Below are 15,312 nucleotides of genomic sequence, written 5' to 3' on the forward strand. Positions count from 1 at the left end.
TATACTTCCTATTTTTTATTTCTCTTCTCAAAATAATAATGATCCTCCATACGATCTACCTGTCCTGTTCGTGTATTGTATTCAGGTCTTACATTATGATGCGGTGACTGATCTCCAATTCCACCTTCTCCAAACTTATGACCCTCTGAATGATCTTGATTGACCTTTTACTTCATATGTAAATTCTCGAGTTATAATAGGCTGTTTATTATCATTTAATATCCTTTTACCATTACTATCTGTTAATGGTACCATTTTTTGACTAATCGGGTGTTGAAATCTAGGTATATTTAATTGTCTTTTAATTTCTTTTAAACTAGCCCCCCTAGATTCATGAGAATTTCCCCCCTCAATCTTCTTAACTTTGAGATAATATTAAAAAGACTTATGCGTAATTCACATAAGTCTTACTTTTGTTACTCATAATTAATTATTCGTCCTCGTCTTCAAACTCATATAAGCTATCAAGTAATTCTGCAAAAGATGAACAAACAGGATAGATTGATTCTTCCATTTCTTCTTCCTCATGGTCCCAAAATACGACTGTTGGTGACTGAGGATTATTTCGGTAATCAAAGCATAGAAGGTTACCAAACGGGTCTCTAGCAAAAGGATATACTTTATCTACCAATCTATCTTTTATACTATTATATGTTTGCAGCATAGAAATTTTTCTCTCAGAGTCTAAGGATAAAAGGTTATTAAGTGAATCTTCATCCCGATTAGGAATATTGAATGTATCTGGAGTAGGATAGCCACCATCATATTTCTTTACACACTCAATAAAATCATTAGGAAATTTAATACCAAAGTACTCTTCTAATTGTTCAATTTGTTCATCTGTAACTTTTTTCTCACTTACATTAATCCATGTAATGTTGTTCATAATTATAAACCGCCCTATCTTTTCCTCAAATTTTATATCCACCTGTATGACCAGTATCGTGATGTATCTGATAATCTACAAGTTGTATTCGACCAGGTTCCTGATTATGAAAGATTTAAAATTAATTCTGCTAAACTATCACAGATTACTTCGAAGCTCCGGCTTTCATAATCTTCTAATTTTACTTGTCCATTTTCATTATCTACAACTACCAAGAGACCATTGAATTCCATACCAATAGGAATATTATTCAGTTGATTATCATGTGCGCCTTGGTACCCTTGTAAAGATACATAAAAATCATGCAGTTCAATTCCTGGTATAACAGAATTTAATTCAAAATCATAACCTAAATAATTACCTCCTAAGTCTAAAAACCAATAAGAATTATAATATTCTTTAATTGAATTATATAATTGTATCCCCAAATCTTTTTCTATATTAGAAAAATCATGAATTATATTTTTTTCTAACGATTTCCAGAATACGTATCCCTCTATATCTGGTTCTCCTTCATAGATAAAAGCCTCTGCTTCTTCTATCCATAAAGATTTTGGCAATGAATTATTACAATCTTGCCACTCTCTAATTATTTTATCAAAACAATTTTTCATTTCATTTTTCATTTTTTTATTTACCGCCTAATGTATGATGTTCAATAAATTTCTGAAGCATTTCTACATATCCTGCATCTTTTCCCCCATGCTCCAATCGATTTTTCTGCGTTATGAATCCCTCCAAAACCAGGATGTAGTGGCAGCGGAACACCAACAGCTTGACCACCACCAATATGGTGATGGACTAATTTAGTTCCACGTAATCCAGTAAAATCATATTGTAGAAATTCCCCTCTAAACCATTAAGGATTTAGAGGGGAATTTCTTTATCACATAAGTAATATCATTTCTTATTAAATTTACTGTGTATCAGTTCAAAGAATTTATTTGTACCAAGTGAAATTGCGCCAATAATAAGAACACCAATAATAAAATAAATCTTTTTAAATAAGTTGTAAGGAGATAAAATAGCAACTACAAGAAGTATTATAATTGCAACGAATGTGACTAATTTCCCAACTTTAAATGCTTGCATATCAGCTTTCCTCCTTCTGGATAAAAACAGCCAATATAGTCATACATCACAGGTTCTTTAACCATAAGTTTTTGTTTCCTTCCATAAATCACAATACTTAAAATTCAATAAACCTCTTTAAAAGGTTTCATGTGTTCTACCCCCATCTTCTATATGCTTCCTTAAATAATAATACCTATGGAGTTCCATAATGAAATGAAACAACATAAACGAAAGCATGGAATATACACACATTAATACAATTGCTACCATCTTTTGTGTTGCAAAACCAAGACTGATATTAGCAATGAGTTGACCCAATCCTACAAAAACCACTACTCCAAAACTAGAGTTTTTTTTCGATGATTTTGATTTTTTGATTGATTCCTGAAGTTTTTTAATATGATTTTTATAATAATAATGCAAAGCAAAAATATACAAACCAACCGAAAAAATAAAATAGATAGGAGTTTGTAATCCTAACATTCCATATGCAAACTTTTGGGTTATAATTAATAATCCTACTGAACATACGATGCCAAATACCCCACGAAATAGAGTGTATTGTAATTGCCGCTTCCTAGGATTTATAACAATCCATATTGCCCATACATTTAAAAAAGCAACTGGTGGAACTATTATGTACATATATATCGGTTGAACAGGATTCGCAAAAGCAGGTAAAAGCACAAATATATCTGCTATCCCAATCACAAGAGTAATTATAGTCGATCTTATATCATTTACAGCATAAAGAGCCATATAATATTCAAAAGCTTTTTTATTAAAATCTGTATTTTTTTTCATGTGAATTAAACCACCCCGCAACTGTTGACCAAGCTTTTTTCGAACCCGTTTTCACCCTATCCTTAATACTATTATCTTCACCATCACCATCTAAATCAACATCCCATTTTACACCTTCTGTGAAATATTATTCCCTTCTCGAAAAGAAGATCAACCCATTAATAAAATCTAGGCTTATCAAAAATTTCAAAAAGCCGGAGAGTTTTCTGGTATCGAATCTATTGGGACTCGCACCATGTGCAAAACCTTCGGCTATTGGTTCTATAAATAAACAAAAGATTTCGCTATGTTGTAAGAAATACTCAATCATAGCACCTCATAAATTACACTAAAATATATTGGCATCAATAAGGAAGAAAAAGATAATATACTAGATAATTTGTATATCTAATCATATATGATCAACATAAAGAAAAATTTGATATACAATCAGATTTAAAAACATTACTTAATAATTCTTTGAATTAAATTGGAGCTGATTCTCTACTTAAAAAACATGACTACTATATATTTCACCAGAATACAGATTCAAAACTATTTAATTAAAGACTAAAAAAAGCTTCTATCTTTAGATGCTTTTTTCAATCCAAAAACTATTTTTCTTTTTTCCATGATATTCGAAATTCCCCACCATGTTCTTCCGTTTTAATTTTAACCTTATATGTATCATCCTTAGGCACTTTAATATTTTTTTCGCCTTCGCCACTATTAAACTCTAGTATTGTATTATCATTTGAATCCACAACATAAGCAATTATAGTTCCTTGTTTAGTTTTATCATCAAAAGAAAAAATCCAATTCTCATCTTTTTTAACTTTCCTATCTTGAGTTGCAGATCCAGTAAATTTTCTATAATCTCCAGATATACTACCTGATACACTATCTGAAGAACCATGAACTTTACCACCAACAATAGTTCCCTCTCTTGTAAAACAACCACTAAGAATTACTAAACACAAAACAAATAAAATTGTATTTTTAAAAATTCCCACTATCATTACCCCTTCTATTCCCAATAAAATTTTCACCATTAAACTTATAAAAATAACTATAATAAAAAATTATATCCATTAAGATATATATGTTTTATTATAGTTATAAATTTCAAATTATTATTTCAAATCTTCACGCAACTTAATTTCATCCTCATTTATGTAACCAGTAAAAATAACTTCTGATATATATTCATGGTTAAAAAACATATTATATTCAGTTGAAACATTTCCAATAGGATAATAACAAGCCACATAATCCCAAGTTTCCTTAGTTTTTGAATCTTCCTGTTTTCTACCATATATCATCAAAGGTTGCTCCCATGTTTTAAATTTCACAACCGAACCTATTGGAAGTAGTTCTAACTCTAAATTTTGTACCATCTTAGTTTCCCCTTCTTAAAATAGCCTTTTTTATAAGGAAATAAGTGATAGAAAACAACAAACAAGTACCAATTGTACCAAAAACTGCAACCGAAATGTTACCTGCTAATGTTTCATTTGGATCCAATGCATTAGGTAAAATTGTACCAAAAATTGCAATACAAGCTAATATAATCATAAAATATTTAAATTGTTTCACTTTTTTATTCATGCTACTTATCTCCTTTATTCCTTAACATTAACTTCTAAACCAAATCCCCATAAACCTACATCAGGACCAAATGGTGCATGGAATTTGAATCCACTTTTTCCAGCTTCAAAAGATTCCCCGAGTGTTCCAAGCGATGCTGATCCCCCAATTTGTAACCTTTTATCCATAAATGGAATAGGAATTTTTATAGCACTCTCATATTTTACTAGAGTAGCTTCAGATCCTATTCCAAATCCTTTAATATTCTCTTGTTCTATCCCGGCTTGTGCTACTGTAAAACCAACCATTTGGTAATAGTTTCATTGATAATTTTTCCTCCTAAATATTAAATGAATTTTCCGAATTATAAATCTACTATTTTTTCTTATTGTCTATACGTTTATAGATATACTCTACTGTAAAGTATGCAATAACATTGCAAATTAGCAGCAAACCTATAAGTAAAATTTTATCTTCTAACCGTATAGTAGAAGAAGCCCCAATTAACAATATAAACATAATACATACAGTAAACTATTTATTGTACGCATATCTTAATTACTCCAGTCTTATATTAATCCCGTTTTTTTGTAAATTTATCATAAAATTTCTCTTGCGCCCACCTTCCGAATTTTAAAAAACATATTAAACCTGCTCCCAAAAGAATGAGAACGATAGTTCCTAACAACTTTTCCCACCAATTGTTGGATGGAGTAATCATTAACCCTATAATAGATACGGATATTACGACATAAACTAAAATATATAATGGTTTATACGCTGGTGTTTTCATATCATTTTTTCTCCTCAGATTTTTCAAATTTAAAACTACTTCCCACAGTAAACCCCTCTAAAACAGGAACTGTTATACCAGTTTCTTTTCCAACACTACCTTTCAAACCTATTGCACCCAATCACAAGAGTAATTATAGTCGATCTTATATCATTTACAGCATAAAGAGTCATATAGTATTCAAAAACTTTTTTATTAAAATTTATACTTTTTTTCATGTTAATTAAACCACCCTGCTACTGTTGACCAAGTTTTTTTCATTTCCCCTTTAATACATAATGAGTAAAATATGAATCGGTTAATTTTACTAAACATATTATGAGATTTTGTCGCGAATTTTCAAACATCAAATCTTTCTATTGAATATTAGCATATAATCAATTCTAATCATGAAACATTCTACCTTTTATAATAATTTTGGATAAGTTATAAATAGTCTCTACCTATTAATATTGTATAATTCAATAAATTTGTTAAGACTGTCTTCTAATCTCTTAATTGTGTTTGGATACTTTTTTGAATAATCCTCACACATTTTTTTAAATAATGATAAAATGTTTGATAATCAATTATTACCTCATCACCACTGTATAATACAAATTCTACCCCTTCAAATGAATCTCCATTGGCAATATCATACTCATCCAAATCTCCTGGAAAAGTACATGCGCCATATTCCTCTCCAAATCCTACTCCTTCACAAACTGAATTGATTACCTTTAAAAATCTTTCATCATCTACCATATTAAACACTGCTTGTATAGGAAAATGGGTTAAATCTAGTAAATCCTCATCTTTTAATCTAAATTCTCTTTGCATACATATCTCTCCTCGTATATCTTTAATTTATTCTGGAAAAAAAGAAGAGATTTCTCCACCTTTATGGTATCCTCTCCAAGTTATTTCTTTACCGTCAACACCCGCCCCTTCTCTCGAAAGAACTCCATCACTGGTTTTTAATTTAGCGTCATTAGCTGCTTCAATTCCACGGTTAATAAATTCCTTATCACTTATAATTTTAGGATCATAAATGTTGTTTGTGAATACTTTATTTCCATACTCTCCTGTAGGGGTGCCATCCATATTTAACTTAGGCATATTGTATTCTACTGTTTTTACACCTAGAATTTTTGAAGGTGATTCACTGACTATTTTTAATATTGTTTTTAAAGAACTCTTCACTGTTGTGTGCTCCATCAATACCTCTCCCTCTCCCTCTCCCTCTCCTTCTTGGAACAGAGGGATCTATATTTTTAATATGATTTTCTAATTTAGGAGTCGCTTTAAACTTTCAAGTGATTTAATGGTGAATGTTTTTGATACTTTTTACCTATTATGGACATTAAAAAAGCTTATGCAGGTTATACATAAGCTTTTTTACTCATGATTAGATATTTTTCAAATGCTACACCTTAATGCAAGTCTTAAAAAGATTAAATATAATAGTCAGGATTTTCATCCATTTTAATTAAAAATTCTTCTAAAGAATCCGCTATTTTCTCATCTTCAGAGTAAGTAGGACATTGACCTAATTCATTTTCCTCTTTAAATTTAATTGTTAAAAAGTTAAGTTCTGTTACTTCAAAAAACACTAATGAATCATCATCTAGGTTTGGATTATATTCATAAATATCTTGCCTTAAACGGAAATCTGCAACTGAAATCGGGTCCATAAATCTGTTGAAAAACGTTCTTGTATCAGACTTAAAAAAACCACAACCTATTTCTTGATAAAAGCGTTTCAGTTCTTTTGGAAGTTCCATTTGTAATAAGCTTTCTGCCTCATCTATCTCATCTTGATATATAGGATAGAAAATAGGTTTTTGTTTAGAACGGACACTTCTGTCTGCTACAACATATTCTTTTAAAAAATTAAACATAATTTTTAATACCCCCTATTAAAGAAGGGTTATTTTTAACGCTTCCTCAAGCATTGTATTAAAATCATTATATGTGTTCATTACCGTACCTGATGGTTTATCAAGTTCTAAATAAGTACCGTCTGATAAGCTCTTACAAAACCACGCAATATTTGAATCGCCAAAGAAAAGATACTCTTTTTGAAATTCATTTTCATACCAAATCTCATTCGTGTCTATAAAACCGCAAATATGTTCATCTTTTTTTGTTTCTAGTAAAGAAGAATCAACTCCGTAAAGTACCAGTCCATCAAAGTCTAAACCATTTACAGTTTTAAGAAACTCTTCGTATTCCCTCGGTAAATCAACATTAAATTTCTCTTTTACATGTTCTCTTAATCTTTGAACTTCAGTATCCGTTGCGGGTATATTCAGCTTATAATTAACACTTTTCAATATATCTCCAATTTCCAAAATCATATTTTTCCACATATAAATTTCACCATTGCTTCAGCTTGAATCAGTTCAAAAATTTCTTTTTCATTTCCCTCATAATTGTTTAACATTCTTAGAATTTTTAAATCCTTTACATCCATGTCACTAACTCCTATCAATTATTTTAGGACTTTCTTTTACATGTTTGCTTCTGAATCCCATACCTCGATAAATTCAAAACCTTTTAAATCACTTTCTAACACTGTATTTCTAAATTCATCTGATACAAAAACGGAAGGAATATGTAATATTTCATTTAAGTAAACTTTAAATATTGTTTGGTTCTTAACCATATTAGGTAAGAATGCGTATTTTTTGAAATCTATTACTAAGCCAGAACGTAGTTTCTTTAGTATAGCTTTCTCATAGTTAATAGCATCTAGTGCATTTAAAACGTTAATTATATAATACACTTCTCCCGTCACATCATGAATTAGGGGAAGAAATTCTACATTATCACCAAGTATAGACTCTAAAAATTTTTTAGCTTTCCCACTAACCATTGGCGTACCAACTTCTCCCCAAAAATGAGGCAAATCACTTTGATTTCCTTCTTCTACACATTTAATACGTATTTCTCCCCATGAATCAGATGCTTTTACTGCCGAGTCAATTTTCCCTTCAAAATACTTTTTAGAATCTTCTTCTAAGTTCAATAGTTGAAAGGATTCATAGTCATCAAATGAACTCTTTAATTCCCAAATTTTCATTTTTACTCTCCTTTGTTATTTTTCTATTATAAGATTACTCTTTCTTCGGTTTATTTAATTTTAATTCACCATTCAATAAACGTTCTCTTATATCATGTAAGGCGTCAACAGCATCTTCTTGAGTACCGCCCCGTTTCTTAACAAGACTTAATACTCTCTCTACTTCAAGTATATACTCTGAACTATGCTTTCCTATGTGTAAGACTTCAGTAGTCACGTATTTATTAACTTTATAAGGTAAAAATACTCCATTAGCCGCCGAATCATGGTCTATCCCAAATTCCTTTAATAATTTTTGTGCCTTTTCTGCCCTACTATCATTCCAAGGTGTTAGATGATGTGCTGCATTAGAATATGGGGGTGGTTCAATCCCTGCATCCTTAAGTTCTTCACGTAATATTTTAGATGCTGTATACGAATCAGGATACTCATTTTTCACTTCAACTCTATCAAGAACTTTATCCGCATAATCTTTTATTACTTCTTGTACACCTTTAACTCTACTTCTTCCACCAGTTTCAGAAAACATAAATGTATCACGGGCTTCTTGTAAAACTTCAAATGTTTTTATCTGATTGCTACCAAAGCCACTAGTACCTGCGAATGCAAATCGTTCTTTCAATGGTAAATGATTCGAAACAGACGAAATACCTTCTGAGAATTTTGTTAGATTTGCAGTAGTTGCTACCTTCGATACTTTACTTAATCCTTTATCACCAATAAGTCCTAATCCAACTTGTGTTAAAGCATAACTTCCCCACTTTGCCCGACTTTCTGCATCTCCATTTATTACATCATTAATAAATGAATCTGACAATGCATTATACATCGTACTAAGGGTATCAATAGGGTGCAAAGCAGCGGTCCCCATGTTTTCCCACGTTTCCCAATCTCCTAAAGCTTTTATTCCGTCTATTGTATCGCTAACTGCTTGTCCCGTACCATCTACAATACCGTCCCATATTTTTTCACCAGTAGATTTTTCTGGTAGCTTACCACACATTTCACCTTCTTCAATTGAATTGGCAGCTTGTCGTGCCCTCTCTTCTGTAATCGCTTGAATTGAAGTTGTCCATTCCATATTCAACCCTTGCATACTAAATGTACCACTTGCAGGACTAAACCCTTTCCCACTTTGAACTTCCGCAAGACCTGCAGCAATACTAGCTGCTAATTGAAGTGCTGTACTATAATTATTACTAGAGTTCTGATTGAATTGATACAAATGATCCAGCTTTTCTTGCAGTTTTTGCCTCATAACAATAAAAAGATTTACCATGGCATCCATACCCGGCATTGGCATAGCTTGATTGACAGCTTCCATACTTGTTTTCATTCGGTCAATTTCCCGAATTTGTTCTAATATCTCTTGTTCAATTACATCTGTGGAAGCGACTTGTGATTGAAATTGACTTGGAAAAGCATCATTTTGACGGATTAATTCTTCACACAAATAAATGATTCCTTGTGCCAAAGGTCGAAAGGTTTGTACAAAAAATGCTTTTGCACTACTATATGTTTGCCCTTGTAAAACAGTATCAACTGCAAAAGCGTCAATCGACTGAATGGCTTGTTCCATACCTTGAATAGTAGCGGTACATACAGCATTCATGCTTTGAGTTTGGCTTCGTACCTCTCCCAAATACATATTTAAACTCATGCATTGACCTCCCTTGTTAATTGTTGTTGTTGATAGGAAAGGGCGTTTTCTAAATCATTAAGGTCTCGTCTTTCTTTAAGCAACGTTTCTTTTTTGTTTTCCAATTCAAATGTGACTTTTCGTTCAATATGTTGTGCATCTTGATACGTATTCATAAAAAACTGGGACATTTCTCTATCACCATGCCAAGTTCCTAAAATTCGATCAAACAAACGACGATTTCGACTTCTACATTCATAAAAATCTGCTTCCGCTTGTTCTTGAGCTTGAATCGCAGATTGATTTCGGTCTTGTTCTTCAAATACACTTCGTAACTTTTGATTTACTTGATTAATTTGTTTTTCAATATCTTGACTCATCTTTTTCCTCCTACTATTTTACTTTACGTAGGTTGTCACATTAGCGAAAAGTATTGTGAAGTTCGTTATCCATTCTCTCAAATTCATTAGATACCGAATGAATATTATCAACCGCTTGTTGAAAGGCAGCGGAAAATTGTTTCGTCAAGTCTAACATTTGTTGATTCGCTTCTTGTGCTTTGAAGTTAACAGATAATGTTGTACGCGTCGCCTTTGTTATAGAACGAGTTGTTGCACTTTGAATCCTATCAGGGGCTGATCCCATTTTCGTAGCAATTTGCGTTGCTGTTTGTAAATTACTTTGAAATTGTCCCATTCTTTCAAACCCTTTCTATAAGTTTTCCAAACGCATCAAAGAAATCTCATAAAATATATATCCCTATCAATATCACTCGCTCTAGGCATGCAATTAAATGAGCCATACAATATAAGCTGTATGGCTCATTTGAAATGCTTGTTATATAGAGTATGACAATTTTTATTTCAAACCGAAATTACGTGATAATTCTTCATCATGAGAAGCAACAGCTTCTGCAGTTTTATTCAGCTGCATATTAATTTCTTGTAATAGCTGTGCAAAGTTTTGTACTTTTGGCTTTAATTCATTGAACTGTTGATCAAAACCTTCGAAAGCACGACCTTCCCATTCTCCTCTTAATTCATTTTGCAAGTTTTGTAGTTGACTTAAAATGTCCTCAATTTGATTTGCACCTTGTCCATATCGAGCCGCTTTCGATTTAAGCTCCTCTGGTGACATACGAATTTGTCCAGCCATTTTCATTTCCCCTTTAATACATAATGAGCAAAATATATATTGGTTAATTTTACTAAATATATTATAATGTATTATTTTGAACTTTTAAACAATTTATCTTTCTATTGAATATTAGAATATTAATATTCTACTTTTTCTTGCTTTACAAGATTTTATGCAAAAAAGACCACCAAAATGAACTGACCCCATAAAGTTAGACAGGTCGTTTCATTAGGCAGCCTTTAGGGCATGAGTTCGATATTGTACCGGACTCATGCCTTTTAGTTTTTCCTTAATTCTTTTGTGATTATAATAATCGATATATTTTTCAAATTCTTGTTTAAAGTGTTCTATGCTTTCAAAATCTTTTAGATAAAGAAATTCAGATTTCATAATAACAAAGAAACTTTCAATAACCGCATTATCGTAACAGTTCCCTTTACGAGATATACTTTGCGTAATCTTGCGTTCCTTTAGGGCATGACGATACTTCTTCATTTGATAATGCCAGCCTTGATCAGAGTGAATAAGGAGTTCGTCTTCTTCTGTCAATTGTTGAAAAGACTTCTCCAACATCTTCGATACAAGTGAATAGGTTGGTCTTGAATCAATTGTATAAGCGATTATCTCTCCATTAAATAGATCTAACATCGGTGATAAGTAGAGCTTCTCGCCACATAATTTAAATTCTGTTATGTCTGTAACCCATTTTTCGTTCGGCTTTTCAGCTTTAAAATTACGTTCTAAAATATTTGGCGCAATCTTACCTACTTGTCCTTTATACGAGCGATATTTTTTCATACGAACTAGACTCTTTAAACCTAACTCTTTCATAATTCGTTGAACTTTTTTATGGTTGATTTTGTGTCCTTCGTTCATTAACTCATCGCGAATACGGCGATATCCATAACGACCTTGGTGTTCATCGTAAATGTTTTGAATTAAGGATCTTTAGCTCTTTATCTTTATCTGGTCGATTAGAATTCTGTATCCAGTAATAATATGTACTTCATGGGAGTTCTGCTAATTTTAAAAGTGCCTGCACCGGAAATGCTTTCCTTAGTTCATAGATTACTTGCGCCTTATCTTGTTTGGCGATTTTTCCTTGTTTTGAACTAAGGCATTCAACTTTTTTAAATAAGCATTCTCCATACGCAAACGCTCCAATTCAGCTTGTAATGCTTCTACTGACTCTTCTGTTTGTGTTTGTTTCTTAATTGATTTTTGATTGTCCTTAGTCATAGATTGACGCCCCTTTTTCTTCGATTTAAGGGCGTCTACTCCTTTTTGATGTAGCTGAATACGCCATTTTCTAATAAGTCCAGGTGAAGAAATATTAAAAATGACTGCCGTTTCGTTTGGAGACGTCCCATTTTCGAACATATAATTTAGTACGTCTAGTTTATACTGTGCAGAATACGTTGTATAGCCTTTTTCAAAGGCCTGGATTCCATGATATTCAAATTGTTTTATCCACATGCGAACCACTTCGTGATTCGCTCCCAATGATTTCGCAATATCTTTTATACTCTCACTTCCATCTTGATAATGTATTACTGCATTCATTTTGTCTTCTGAAGTAAATTTAGTCATAAAAAAACTACACCTCCAATTGTTAGACTGTGTCTAACAATTGGGGTGCAGTTTTTTTATTGTTTCTTGCAAGTAAATTATTTATATTCCTGTCTATATAATTTAAACGAATAAATAGCTCCAATAAAAAATACAAAAGCTTCAAATAATATAAAGATTTGACGGAAATTCTCAATATCTTTACCAACTAAAGAAATAAATATAGCATTCATTAGAATTTGAGTAGTAAACATACGAGAAGTAATTTTTAAATAAATAGCATTTGTGCTTTCATCTGGTTTACCAATTTTTTTGTAAATAATAATAAGTGCAATTACTGAACCCAAAAATAGAAGTGCTGTAATTCCTACAACGATATTGAAATTGCCTGTACTTTCTAACATCCATTTATTTAATAGATCAATCATTATTATCTTCCTTTCCTACATAAGAGAATATTTCGTCCTTCTTTTTCACTATAATAAAAAAAGAAAAAGGAAAACATCGAACTTTCTTACAAACATTCGTGTATTCTTACAGTTTTGTCATTTTGTAAATGTATTCATCGCCTTGCCTTTCACTATTTTCTTTGGAAAACATAGTGAATTACGAGAAAGAGCGCTACAAGATCAACTTCCAAGGAGTAGTGCACTAAAACTCTTAATTAATGCAATTAGTTTGTTTTAAAGTAGTAAGTGGACAATACTTCTTAGTTGTAGAAAGTATCGAGATCCCTATGCCAATTCCAGCGTTTGCTGCAGCTCTATTAATTGGTTTAGGAATAATCCCGCTTTGTTCTTAATTTAAGGAACTCCAAACAGCCCTACCTTTCAATTGATAAACCCTCAAGTGTATGAATGCTTGGAGGTTTCTTATAAAAAAAAGACGCCATAAGGCGCCCCCACAATTGGGTAGATAAGACTTTAGTTTTCCAATCTAAAGAAGTTTTGTATCAGCTCTTTGAGAGTATATCATAATATTCGGTTCATTTATTATGTATTTTTACATACCTATAAAAATCCCTCTATTTTCCACTTAATAAAATGAATTACCAATATTAATAAGATTCAAATAAACATTTCTACAAATTCAAAACATTTACAAAATAAGAAAAGTGATATATTTAAGGTGCAAGTTATAAAAAATATTAAGGGGGATTTATTATGTTCAAGAAATTAGTAGTTGGAGCATTAGCAACTGGTATTAGCTTAATTGTTAGTGCATTTGGAACACCGTTTAATAATAGGATGCAGGTGTTAGCCATGTTACATAGTAAATTCGTTGAAGATTCGGTTCTGGTGCAAAAATGTTAGTTGGAAACATAGAATAGCAATTTTCTCTTCATTTCTATCTTATGAAGCTAAGCCAAACCATTTAGGAATAAATTCTTTCTGATTTTGGACAGACTTGTCCGGTAAAACAAGTTGCCCGTTTTTTATCATATGCATAGATTCGACACCACTCAATATAGAGATTGCTGTTTTAAATGACTTGAATCTCTACAGGATAGGCAGGGTTCTTATCTACTGTTATCACACGAGGTTTAGAAACATGCGAAAAAGCCAAGGCTTTCTTGAAAAAGCGCTTGACTGCTGGTTTATCTCTTGATTTACTTAGATAAAAATCAATTGTATTACCCTCTGAATCAACTGCACAATATAACTATATCCATTGACCTTTTACTTTTCTTTCAACTTAGGTCTTATATCTTTCTGTAACGTTTGTGAGGGATTTAAGTGTCAATTCTTTGTACGATAAATTTCAATGTTAAAATCCGCTTTTTTCTTTTTTCTTTTCTTCAGACCCTCTTATTGATTCTTCTAAACACTTCAATAATACGTCTTCACTTTTGCATCGAATAGCTTCATAAATTTTAGGTCCAATGTTCTCAGGCAATTGCCTAACTGCAACATAGAATCCACTAAACAACATTTCTAATTCACTTGCTGTAAACTCATACTTCTTTAACTCGCCTTCCGATTTGCGTACAGATTCATTCACCAGAGCATTCTGTGTTATATCTAACAAACATATTAAATAATCGTATAAACTTGCATTTTCTTATATATATTCAATAACTTGCAAACGTTCATTAGGAAATCTTCTCAACGCTTCTATTTTTATCTGTCTATAACTCGGAGTGTGCTCATGAATATCTGTTAAAAACTCTTCAGTGCTCATAACTCTTCTCCCTACATACTCATGTTATATATTTTAACATGTATAACTCGTCAGAAATAGAAACATTTATTTAGAATGCTAACGGATAACCATTTTTAATTTAATCCCATAGATGAGGTCTTTTTAAACCTAAAGCCCTCATATCTCTTAATAATTGCCCTGTATGTACGGCTTCATGATACGCCATTCTCATTAACATATCTCCAAGGTTTCTAGTATATCCTACATCTGAGCGATCTATTTTTATATTTTCAAGATCTTCCTCATTTAATCCCATTATAAAATCTAAGAAATTTTTTCGATAAGGTTTTGCAAAATCAACCTCATCTTGAATGGTTGAAAAATCGCGTGTATTGAAAGGATTTGGTTCATCATCGCTATAGGGCAAACTTTTTCTAGTCTTTAAAATTTCAAGATATAAATATTCAGCTTCTAAAACATGCCGTACTTGTTCTAATATAGTCATTGAAGATGAATCAACCCTATGAAATAAAACCTCACTGGGAATAGAACTCCATAAATTTAAACTTCTCCGGCGTACTTCATTAGAATTCATAATTATTAGTTCAATTTTGTTCATAAAATAACTCCCTTTACAC

General features: G+C 31.7%; 23 protein-coding genes and 8 pseudogenes. 4 read left to right on the forward strand and 27 right to left on the reverse strand.

The window, feature by feature from the left end; translation table 11 throughout:
• Window positions 1-8 precede the first annotated feature (8 nt).
• The 8 genes and pseudogenes from N2V92_RS02655 to N2V92_RS02690 all read right to left on the reverse strand — a co-directional run bounded on the left by N2V92_RS02655 (window position 9) and on the right by N2V92_RS02690 (window position 2,764).
• A complete protein-coding gene (locus N2V92_RS02655) occupies window positions 9-119 on the reverse strand; it encodes an HNH/endonuclease VII fold putative polymorphic toxin (protein WP_223697817.1) in 111 nt (36 codons plus the stop codon).
• 311 nt (window positions 120-430) lie between these two features.
• Window positions 431-886: an SMI1/KNR4 family protein gene (locus N2V92_RS02660; protein ID WP_016078030.1), complete on the reverse strand. Its 456-nt coding sequence runs from the start codon at window positions 884-886 to the stop codon at window positions 431-433.
• Between the two features lie 25 nt (window positions 887-911).
• A pseudogene (locus tag N2V92_RS02665) lies at window positions 912-995 on the reverse strand (HNH endonuclease); the annotation flags it as partial.
• Entirely contained in the window at window positions 991-1,512 is a 522-nt protein-coding gene (locus N2V92_RS02670) for a SecY-interacting protein Syd (protein ID WP_016078031.1), read from the reverse strand. The pseudogene N2V92_RS02665 and the gene N2V92_RS02670, both read right to left, overlap by 5 nt.
• Window positions 1,513-1,541: 29 nt before the next feature.
• A pseudogene (locus N2V92_RS02675) lies at window positions 1,542-1,682 on the reverse strand (hypothetical protein); the annotation flags it as partial.
• A gap of 104 nt (window positions 1,683-1,786) precedes the next feature.
• Window positions 1,787-1,978 (reverse strand): hypothetical protein, encoded by a 192-nt coding sequence (locus N2V92_RS02680; RefSeq protein WP_001147554.1) that lies wholly within the window; start codon window positions 1,976-1,978, stop codon window positions 1,787-1,789.
• Window positions 1,979-1,989: 11 nt separating this feature from the next.
• A pseudogene (locus tag N2V92_RS02685) lies at window positions 1,990-2,082 on the reverse strand (DUF4176 domain-containing protein); the annotation flags it as partial.
• A 13-nt stretch (window positions 2,083-2,095) separates the two neighbouring features.
• The gene (locus tag N2V92_RS02690; protein WP_016078032.1) at window positions 2,096-2,764 is read right to left on the reverse strand and encodes a hypothetical protein; all 669 of its coding nucleotides are present in this window, start codon (window positions 2,762-2,764) and stop codon (window positions 2,096-2,098) included.
• A gap of 127 nt (window positions 2,765-2,891) precedes the next feature.
• On the opposite strand from N2V92_RS02690, the pseudogene N2V92_RS02695 reads away from it, so the two are divergent.
• A pseudogene (locus N2V92_RS02695) lies at window positions 2,892-3,155 on the forward strand (tyrosine-type recombinase/integrase); the annotation flags it as partial.
• A gap of 202 nt (window positions 3,156-3,357) precedes the next feature.
• On the opposite strand, the gene N2V92_RS02700 reads toward N2V92_RS02695, so the two are convergent.
• The 16 genes and pseudogenes from N2V92_RS02700 to N2V92_RS02775 form a co-directional block, all read right to left on the reverse strand.
• Window positions 3,358-3,795, reverse strand: a complete 438-nt coding sequence (locus N2V92_RS02700) for a hypothetical protein (RefSeq protein WP_170264977.1) — start codon at window positions 3,793-3,795, stop codon at window positions 3,358-3,360.
• An 81-nt stretch (window positions 3,796-3,876) separates the two neighbouring features.
• On the reverse strand, window positions 3,877-4,140 hold the full coding sequence (locus tag N2V92_RS02705) for a DUF4176 domain-containing protein (RefSeq protein ID WP_000250495.1): 264 nt from the start codon (window positions 4,138-4,140) through the stop codon (window positions 3,877-3,879).
• A 1-nt stretch (window position 4,141) separates the two neighbouring features.
• Window positions 4,142-4,351, reverse strand: a complete 210-nt coding sequence (locus N2V92_RS02710; protein ID WP_001036924.1) for a hypothetical protein — start codon at window positions 4,349-4,351, stop codon at window positions 4,142-4,144.
• A 14-nt stretch (window positions 4,352-4,365) separates the two neighbouring features.
• Window positions 4,366-4,638 carry a hypothetical protein gene (locus N2V92_RS02715; protein ID WP_016078033.1) on the reverse strand — a complete coding sequence of 91 codons (273 nt, stop codon included), beginning with the start codon at window positions 4,636-4,638 and terminating at the stop codon, window positions 4,366-4,368.
• Window positions 4,639-4,904: 266 nt separating this feature from the next.
• Window positions 4,905-5,123 (reverse strand): hypothetical protein, encoded by a 219-nt coding sequence (locus N2V92_RS02720; RefSeq protein ID WP_016078034.1) that lies wholly within the window; start codon window positions 5,121-5,123, stop codon window positions 4,905-4,907.
• 439 nt (window positions 5,124-5,562) lie between these two features.
• Window positions 5,563-5,942, reverse strand: a pseudogene (gene cdiI / locus N2V92_RS02725) (ribonuclease toxin immunity protein CdiI).
• A 27-nt stretch (window positions 5,943-5,969) separates the two neighbouring features.
• Window positions 5,970-6,320, reverse strand: coding sequence for a CdiA family toxin C-terminal domain-containing protein (locus N2V92_RS02730; protein ID WP_001999206.1), 351 nt, complete (start codon window positions 6,318-6,320; stop codon window positions 5,970-5,972).
• Between the two features lie 236 nt (window positions 6,321-6,556).
• Window positions 6,557-7,003 carry an SMI1/KNR4 family protein gene (locus N2V92_RS02735; protein ID WP_000481679.1) on the reverse strand — a complete coding sequence of 149 codons (447 nt, stop codon included), beginning with the start codon at window positions 7,001-7,003 and terminating at the stop codon, window positions 6,557-6,559.
• A gap of 18 nt (window positions 7,004-7,021) precedes the next feature.
• A complete protein-coding gene (locus N2V92_RS02740; RefSeq protein ID WP_000265800.1) occupies window positions 7,022-7,474 on the reverse strand; it encodes a YrhA family protein in 453 nt (150 codons plus the stop codon).
• A gap of 140 nt (window positions 7,475-7,614) precedes the next feature.
• Window positions 7,615-8,187 carry an imm11 family protein gene (locus N2V92_RS02745; RefSeq protein WP_000707085.1) on the reverse strand — a complete coding sequence of 191 codons (573 nt, stop codon included), beginning with the start codon at window positions 8,185-8,187 and terminating at the stop codon, window positions 7,615-7,617.
• 34 nt (window positions 8,188-8,221) lie between these two features.
• Window positions 8,222-9,847 carry an AHH domain-containing protein gene (locus tag N2V92_RS02750; RefSeq protein WP_016078036.1) on the reverse strand — a complete coding sequence of 542 codons (1,626 nt, stop codon included), beginning with the start codon at window positions 9,845-9,847 and terminating at the stop codon, window positions 8,222-8,224.
• Window positions 9,844-10,206 carry a DUF3958 family protein gene (locus tag N2V92_RS02755; RefSeq protein WP_000076127.1) on the reverse strand — a complete coding sequence of 121 codons (363 nt, stop codon included), beginning with the start codon at window positions 10,204-10,206 and terminating at the stop codon, window positions 9,844-9,846. The genes N2V92_RS02750 and N2V92_RS02755 overlap by 4 nt, the downstream gene beginning before the upstream one ends.
• A 40-nt stretch (window positions 10,207-10,246) precedes the next feature.
• On the reverse strand, window positions 10,247-10,522 hold the full coding sequence (locus N2V92_RS02760) for a TIGR04197 family type VII secretion effector (RefSeq protein ID WP_000529663.1): 276 nt from the start codon (window positions 10,520-10,522) through the stop codon (window positions 10,247-10,249).
• A gap of 162 nt (window positions 10,523-10,684) precedes the next feature.
• A complete protein-coding gene (locus N2V92_RS02765; protein ID WP_000918588.1) occupies window positions 10,685-10,981 on the reverse strand; it encodes a WXG100 family type VII secretion target in 297 nt (98 codons plus the stop codon).
• Between the two features lie 210 nt (window positions 10,982-11,191).
• Window positions 11,192-12,553, reverse strand: a pseudogene (locus N2V92_RS02770) (IS3 family transposase).
• Between the two features lie 77 nt (window positions 12,554-12,630).
• Window positions 12,631-12,960, reverse strand: a complete 330-nt coding sequence (locus N2V92_RS02775; protein ID WP_000566275.1) for a hypothetical protein — start codon at window positions 12,958-12,960, stop codon at window positions 12,631-12,633.
• A 139-nt stretch (window positions 12,961-13,099) separates the two neighbouring features.
• Between N2V92_RS02775 and N2V92_RS29975 the strand changes: the two are divergent.
• The 3 genes and pseudogenes from N2V92_RS29975 to N2V92_RS02785 all read left to right on the forward strand — a co-directional run.
• A pseudogene (locus tag N2V92_RS29975) lies at window positions 13,100-13,216 on the forward strand (transposase); the annotation flags it as partial.
• A complete protein-coding gene (locus tag N2V92_RS02780; protein ID WP_001177698.1) occupies window positions 13,200-13,334 on the forward strand; it encodes a hypothetical protein in 135 nt (44 codons plus the stop codon). The pseudogene N2V92_RS29975 and the gene N2V92_RS02780, both read left to right, overlap by 17 nt.
• Window positions 13,335-13,695: 361 nt before the next feature.
• Window positions 13,696-13,845, forward strand: coding sequence for a hypothetical protein (locus N2V92_RS02785; RefSeq protein ID WP_000473828.1), 150 nt, complete (start codon window positions 13,696-13,698; stop codon window positions 13,843-13,845).
• 39 nt (window positions 13,846-13,884) lie between these two features.
• On the opposite strand, the pseudogene N2V92_RS02790 reads toward N2V92_RS02785, so the two are convergent.
• From N2V92_RS02790 to N2V92_RS02800, 3 genes and pseudogenes are all read right to left on the reverse strand, one after another.
• Window positions 13,885-14,218, reverse strand: a pseudogene (locus tag N2V92_RS02790) (DDE-type integrase/transposase/recombinase); the annotation flags it as partial.
• Window positions 14,219-14,299: 81 nt separating this feature from the next.
• Entirely contained in the window at window positions 14,300-14,533 is a 234-nt protein-coding gene (locus N2V92_RS02795; RefSeq protein ID WP_001005923.1) for a hypothetical protein, read from the reverse strand.
• Between the two features lie 280 nt (window positions 14,534-14,813).
• Window positions 14,814-15,293 carry a DinB family protein gene (locus N2V92_RS02800; protein WP_001033112.1) on the reverse strand — a complete coding sequence of 160 codons (480 nt, stop codon included), beginning with the start codon at window positions 15,291-15,293 and terminating at the stop codon, window positions 14,814-14,816.
• Window positions 15,294-15,312 lie beyond the last annotated feature (19 nt).

Origin of the sequence: Bacillus sp. CH_48, assembly GCF_038008465.1 — a bacterium.
Classification (GTDB): domain Bacteria; phylum Bacillota; class Bacilli; order Bacillales; family Bacillaceae_G; genus Bacillus_A; species Bacillus_A thuringiensis_S.

Coding starts and splice junctions, on each gene's coding strand:
- N2V92_RS02760 (WP_000529663.1), bottom strand. CDS start 10,522: ATGGGACAATTTCAAAGTAATTTACAAACAGCAACGCAAATTGCTACG.
- N2V92_RS02670 (WP_016078031.1), bottom strand. CDS start 1,512: ATGAAAAATGAAATGAAAAATTGTTTTGATAAAATAATTAGAGAGTGG.
- N2V92_RS02755 (WP_000076127.1), bottom strand. CDS start 10,206: ATGAGTCAAGATATTGAAAAACAAATTAATCAAGTAAATCAAAAGTTA.
- N2V92_RS02780 (WP_001177698.1), top strand. CDS start 13,200: ATGCAATTAGTTTGTTTTAAAGTAGTAAGTGGACAATACTTCTTAGTT.
- N2V92_RS02730 (WP_001999206.1), bottom strand. CDS start 6,320: ATGGAGCACACAACAGTGAAGAGTTCTTTAAAAACAATATTAAAAATA.
- N2V92_RS02765 (WP_000918588.1), bottom strand. CDS start 10,981: ATGGCTGGACAAATTCGTATGTCACCAGAGGAGCTTAAATCGAAAGCG.
- N2V92_RS02775 (WP_000566275.1), bottom strand. CDS start 12,960: ATGATTGATCTATTAAATAAATGGATGTTAGAAAGTACAGGCAATTTC.
- N2V92_RS02710 (WP_001036924.1), bottom strand. CDS start 4,351: ATGAATAAAAAAGTGAAACAATTTAAATATTTTATGATTATATTAGCT.
- N2V92_RS02680 (WP_001147554.1), bottom strand. CDS start 1,978: ATGCAAGCATTTAAAGTTGGGAAATTAGTCACATTCGTTGCAATTATA.
- N2V92_RS02705 (WP_000250495.1), bottom strand. CDS start 4,140: ATGGTACAAAATTTAGAGTTAGAACTACTTCCAATAGGTTCGGTTGTG.
- N2V92_RS02735 (WP_000481679.1), bottom strand. CDS start 7,003: ATGTTTAATTTTTTAAAAGAATATGTTGTAGCAGACAGAAGTGTCCGT.
- N2V92_RS02700 (WP_170264977.1), bottom strand. CDS start 3,795: ATGGTGAAAATTTTATTGGGAATAGAAGGGGTAATGATAGTGGGAATT.
- N2V92_RS02660 (WP_016078030.1), bottom strand. CDS start 886: ATGAACAACATTACATGGATTAATGTAAGTGAGAAAAAAGTTACAGAT.
- N2V92_RS02690 (WP_016078032.1), bottom strand. CDS start 2,764: ATGAAAAAAAATACAGATTTTAATAAAAAAGCTTTTGAATATTATATG.
- N2V92_RS02720 (WP_016078034.1), bottom strand. CDS start 5,123: ATGAAAACACCAGCGTATAAACCATTATATATTTTAGTTTATGTCGTA.
- N2V92_RS02715 (WP_016078033.1), bottom strand. CDS start 4,638: ATGGTTGGTTTTACAGTAGCACAAGCCGGGATAGAACAAGAGAATATT.
- N2V92_RS02740 (WP_000265800.1), bottom strand. CDS start 7,474: ATGTGGAAAAATATGATTTTGGAAATTGGAGATATATTGAAAAGTGTT.
- N2V92_RS02800 (WP_001033112.1), bottom strand. CDS start 15,293: ATGAACAAAATTGAACTAATAATTATGAATTCTAATGAAGTACGCCGG.
- N2V92_RS02745 (WP_000707085.1), bottom strand. CDS start 8,187: ATGAAAATTTGGGAATTAAAGAGTTCATTTGATGACTATGAATCCTTT.
- N2V92_RS02785 (WP_000473828.1), top strand. CDS start 13,696: ATGTTCAAGAAATTAGTAGTTGGAGCATTAGCAACTGGTATTAGCTTA.
- N2V92_RS02750 (WP_016078036.1), bottom strand. CDS start 9,847: ATGAGTTTAAATATGTATTTGGGAGAGGTACGAAGCCAAACTCAAAGC.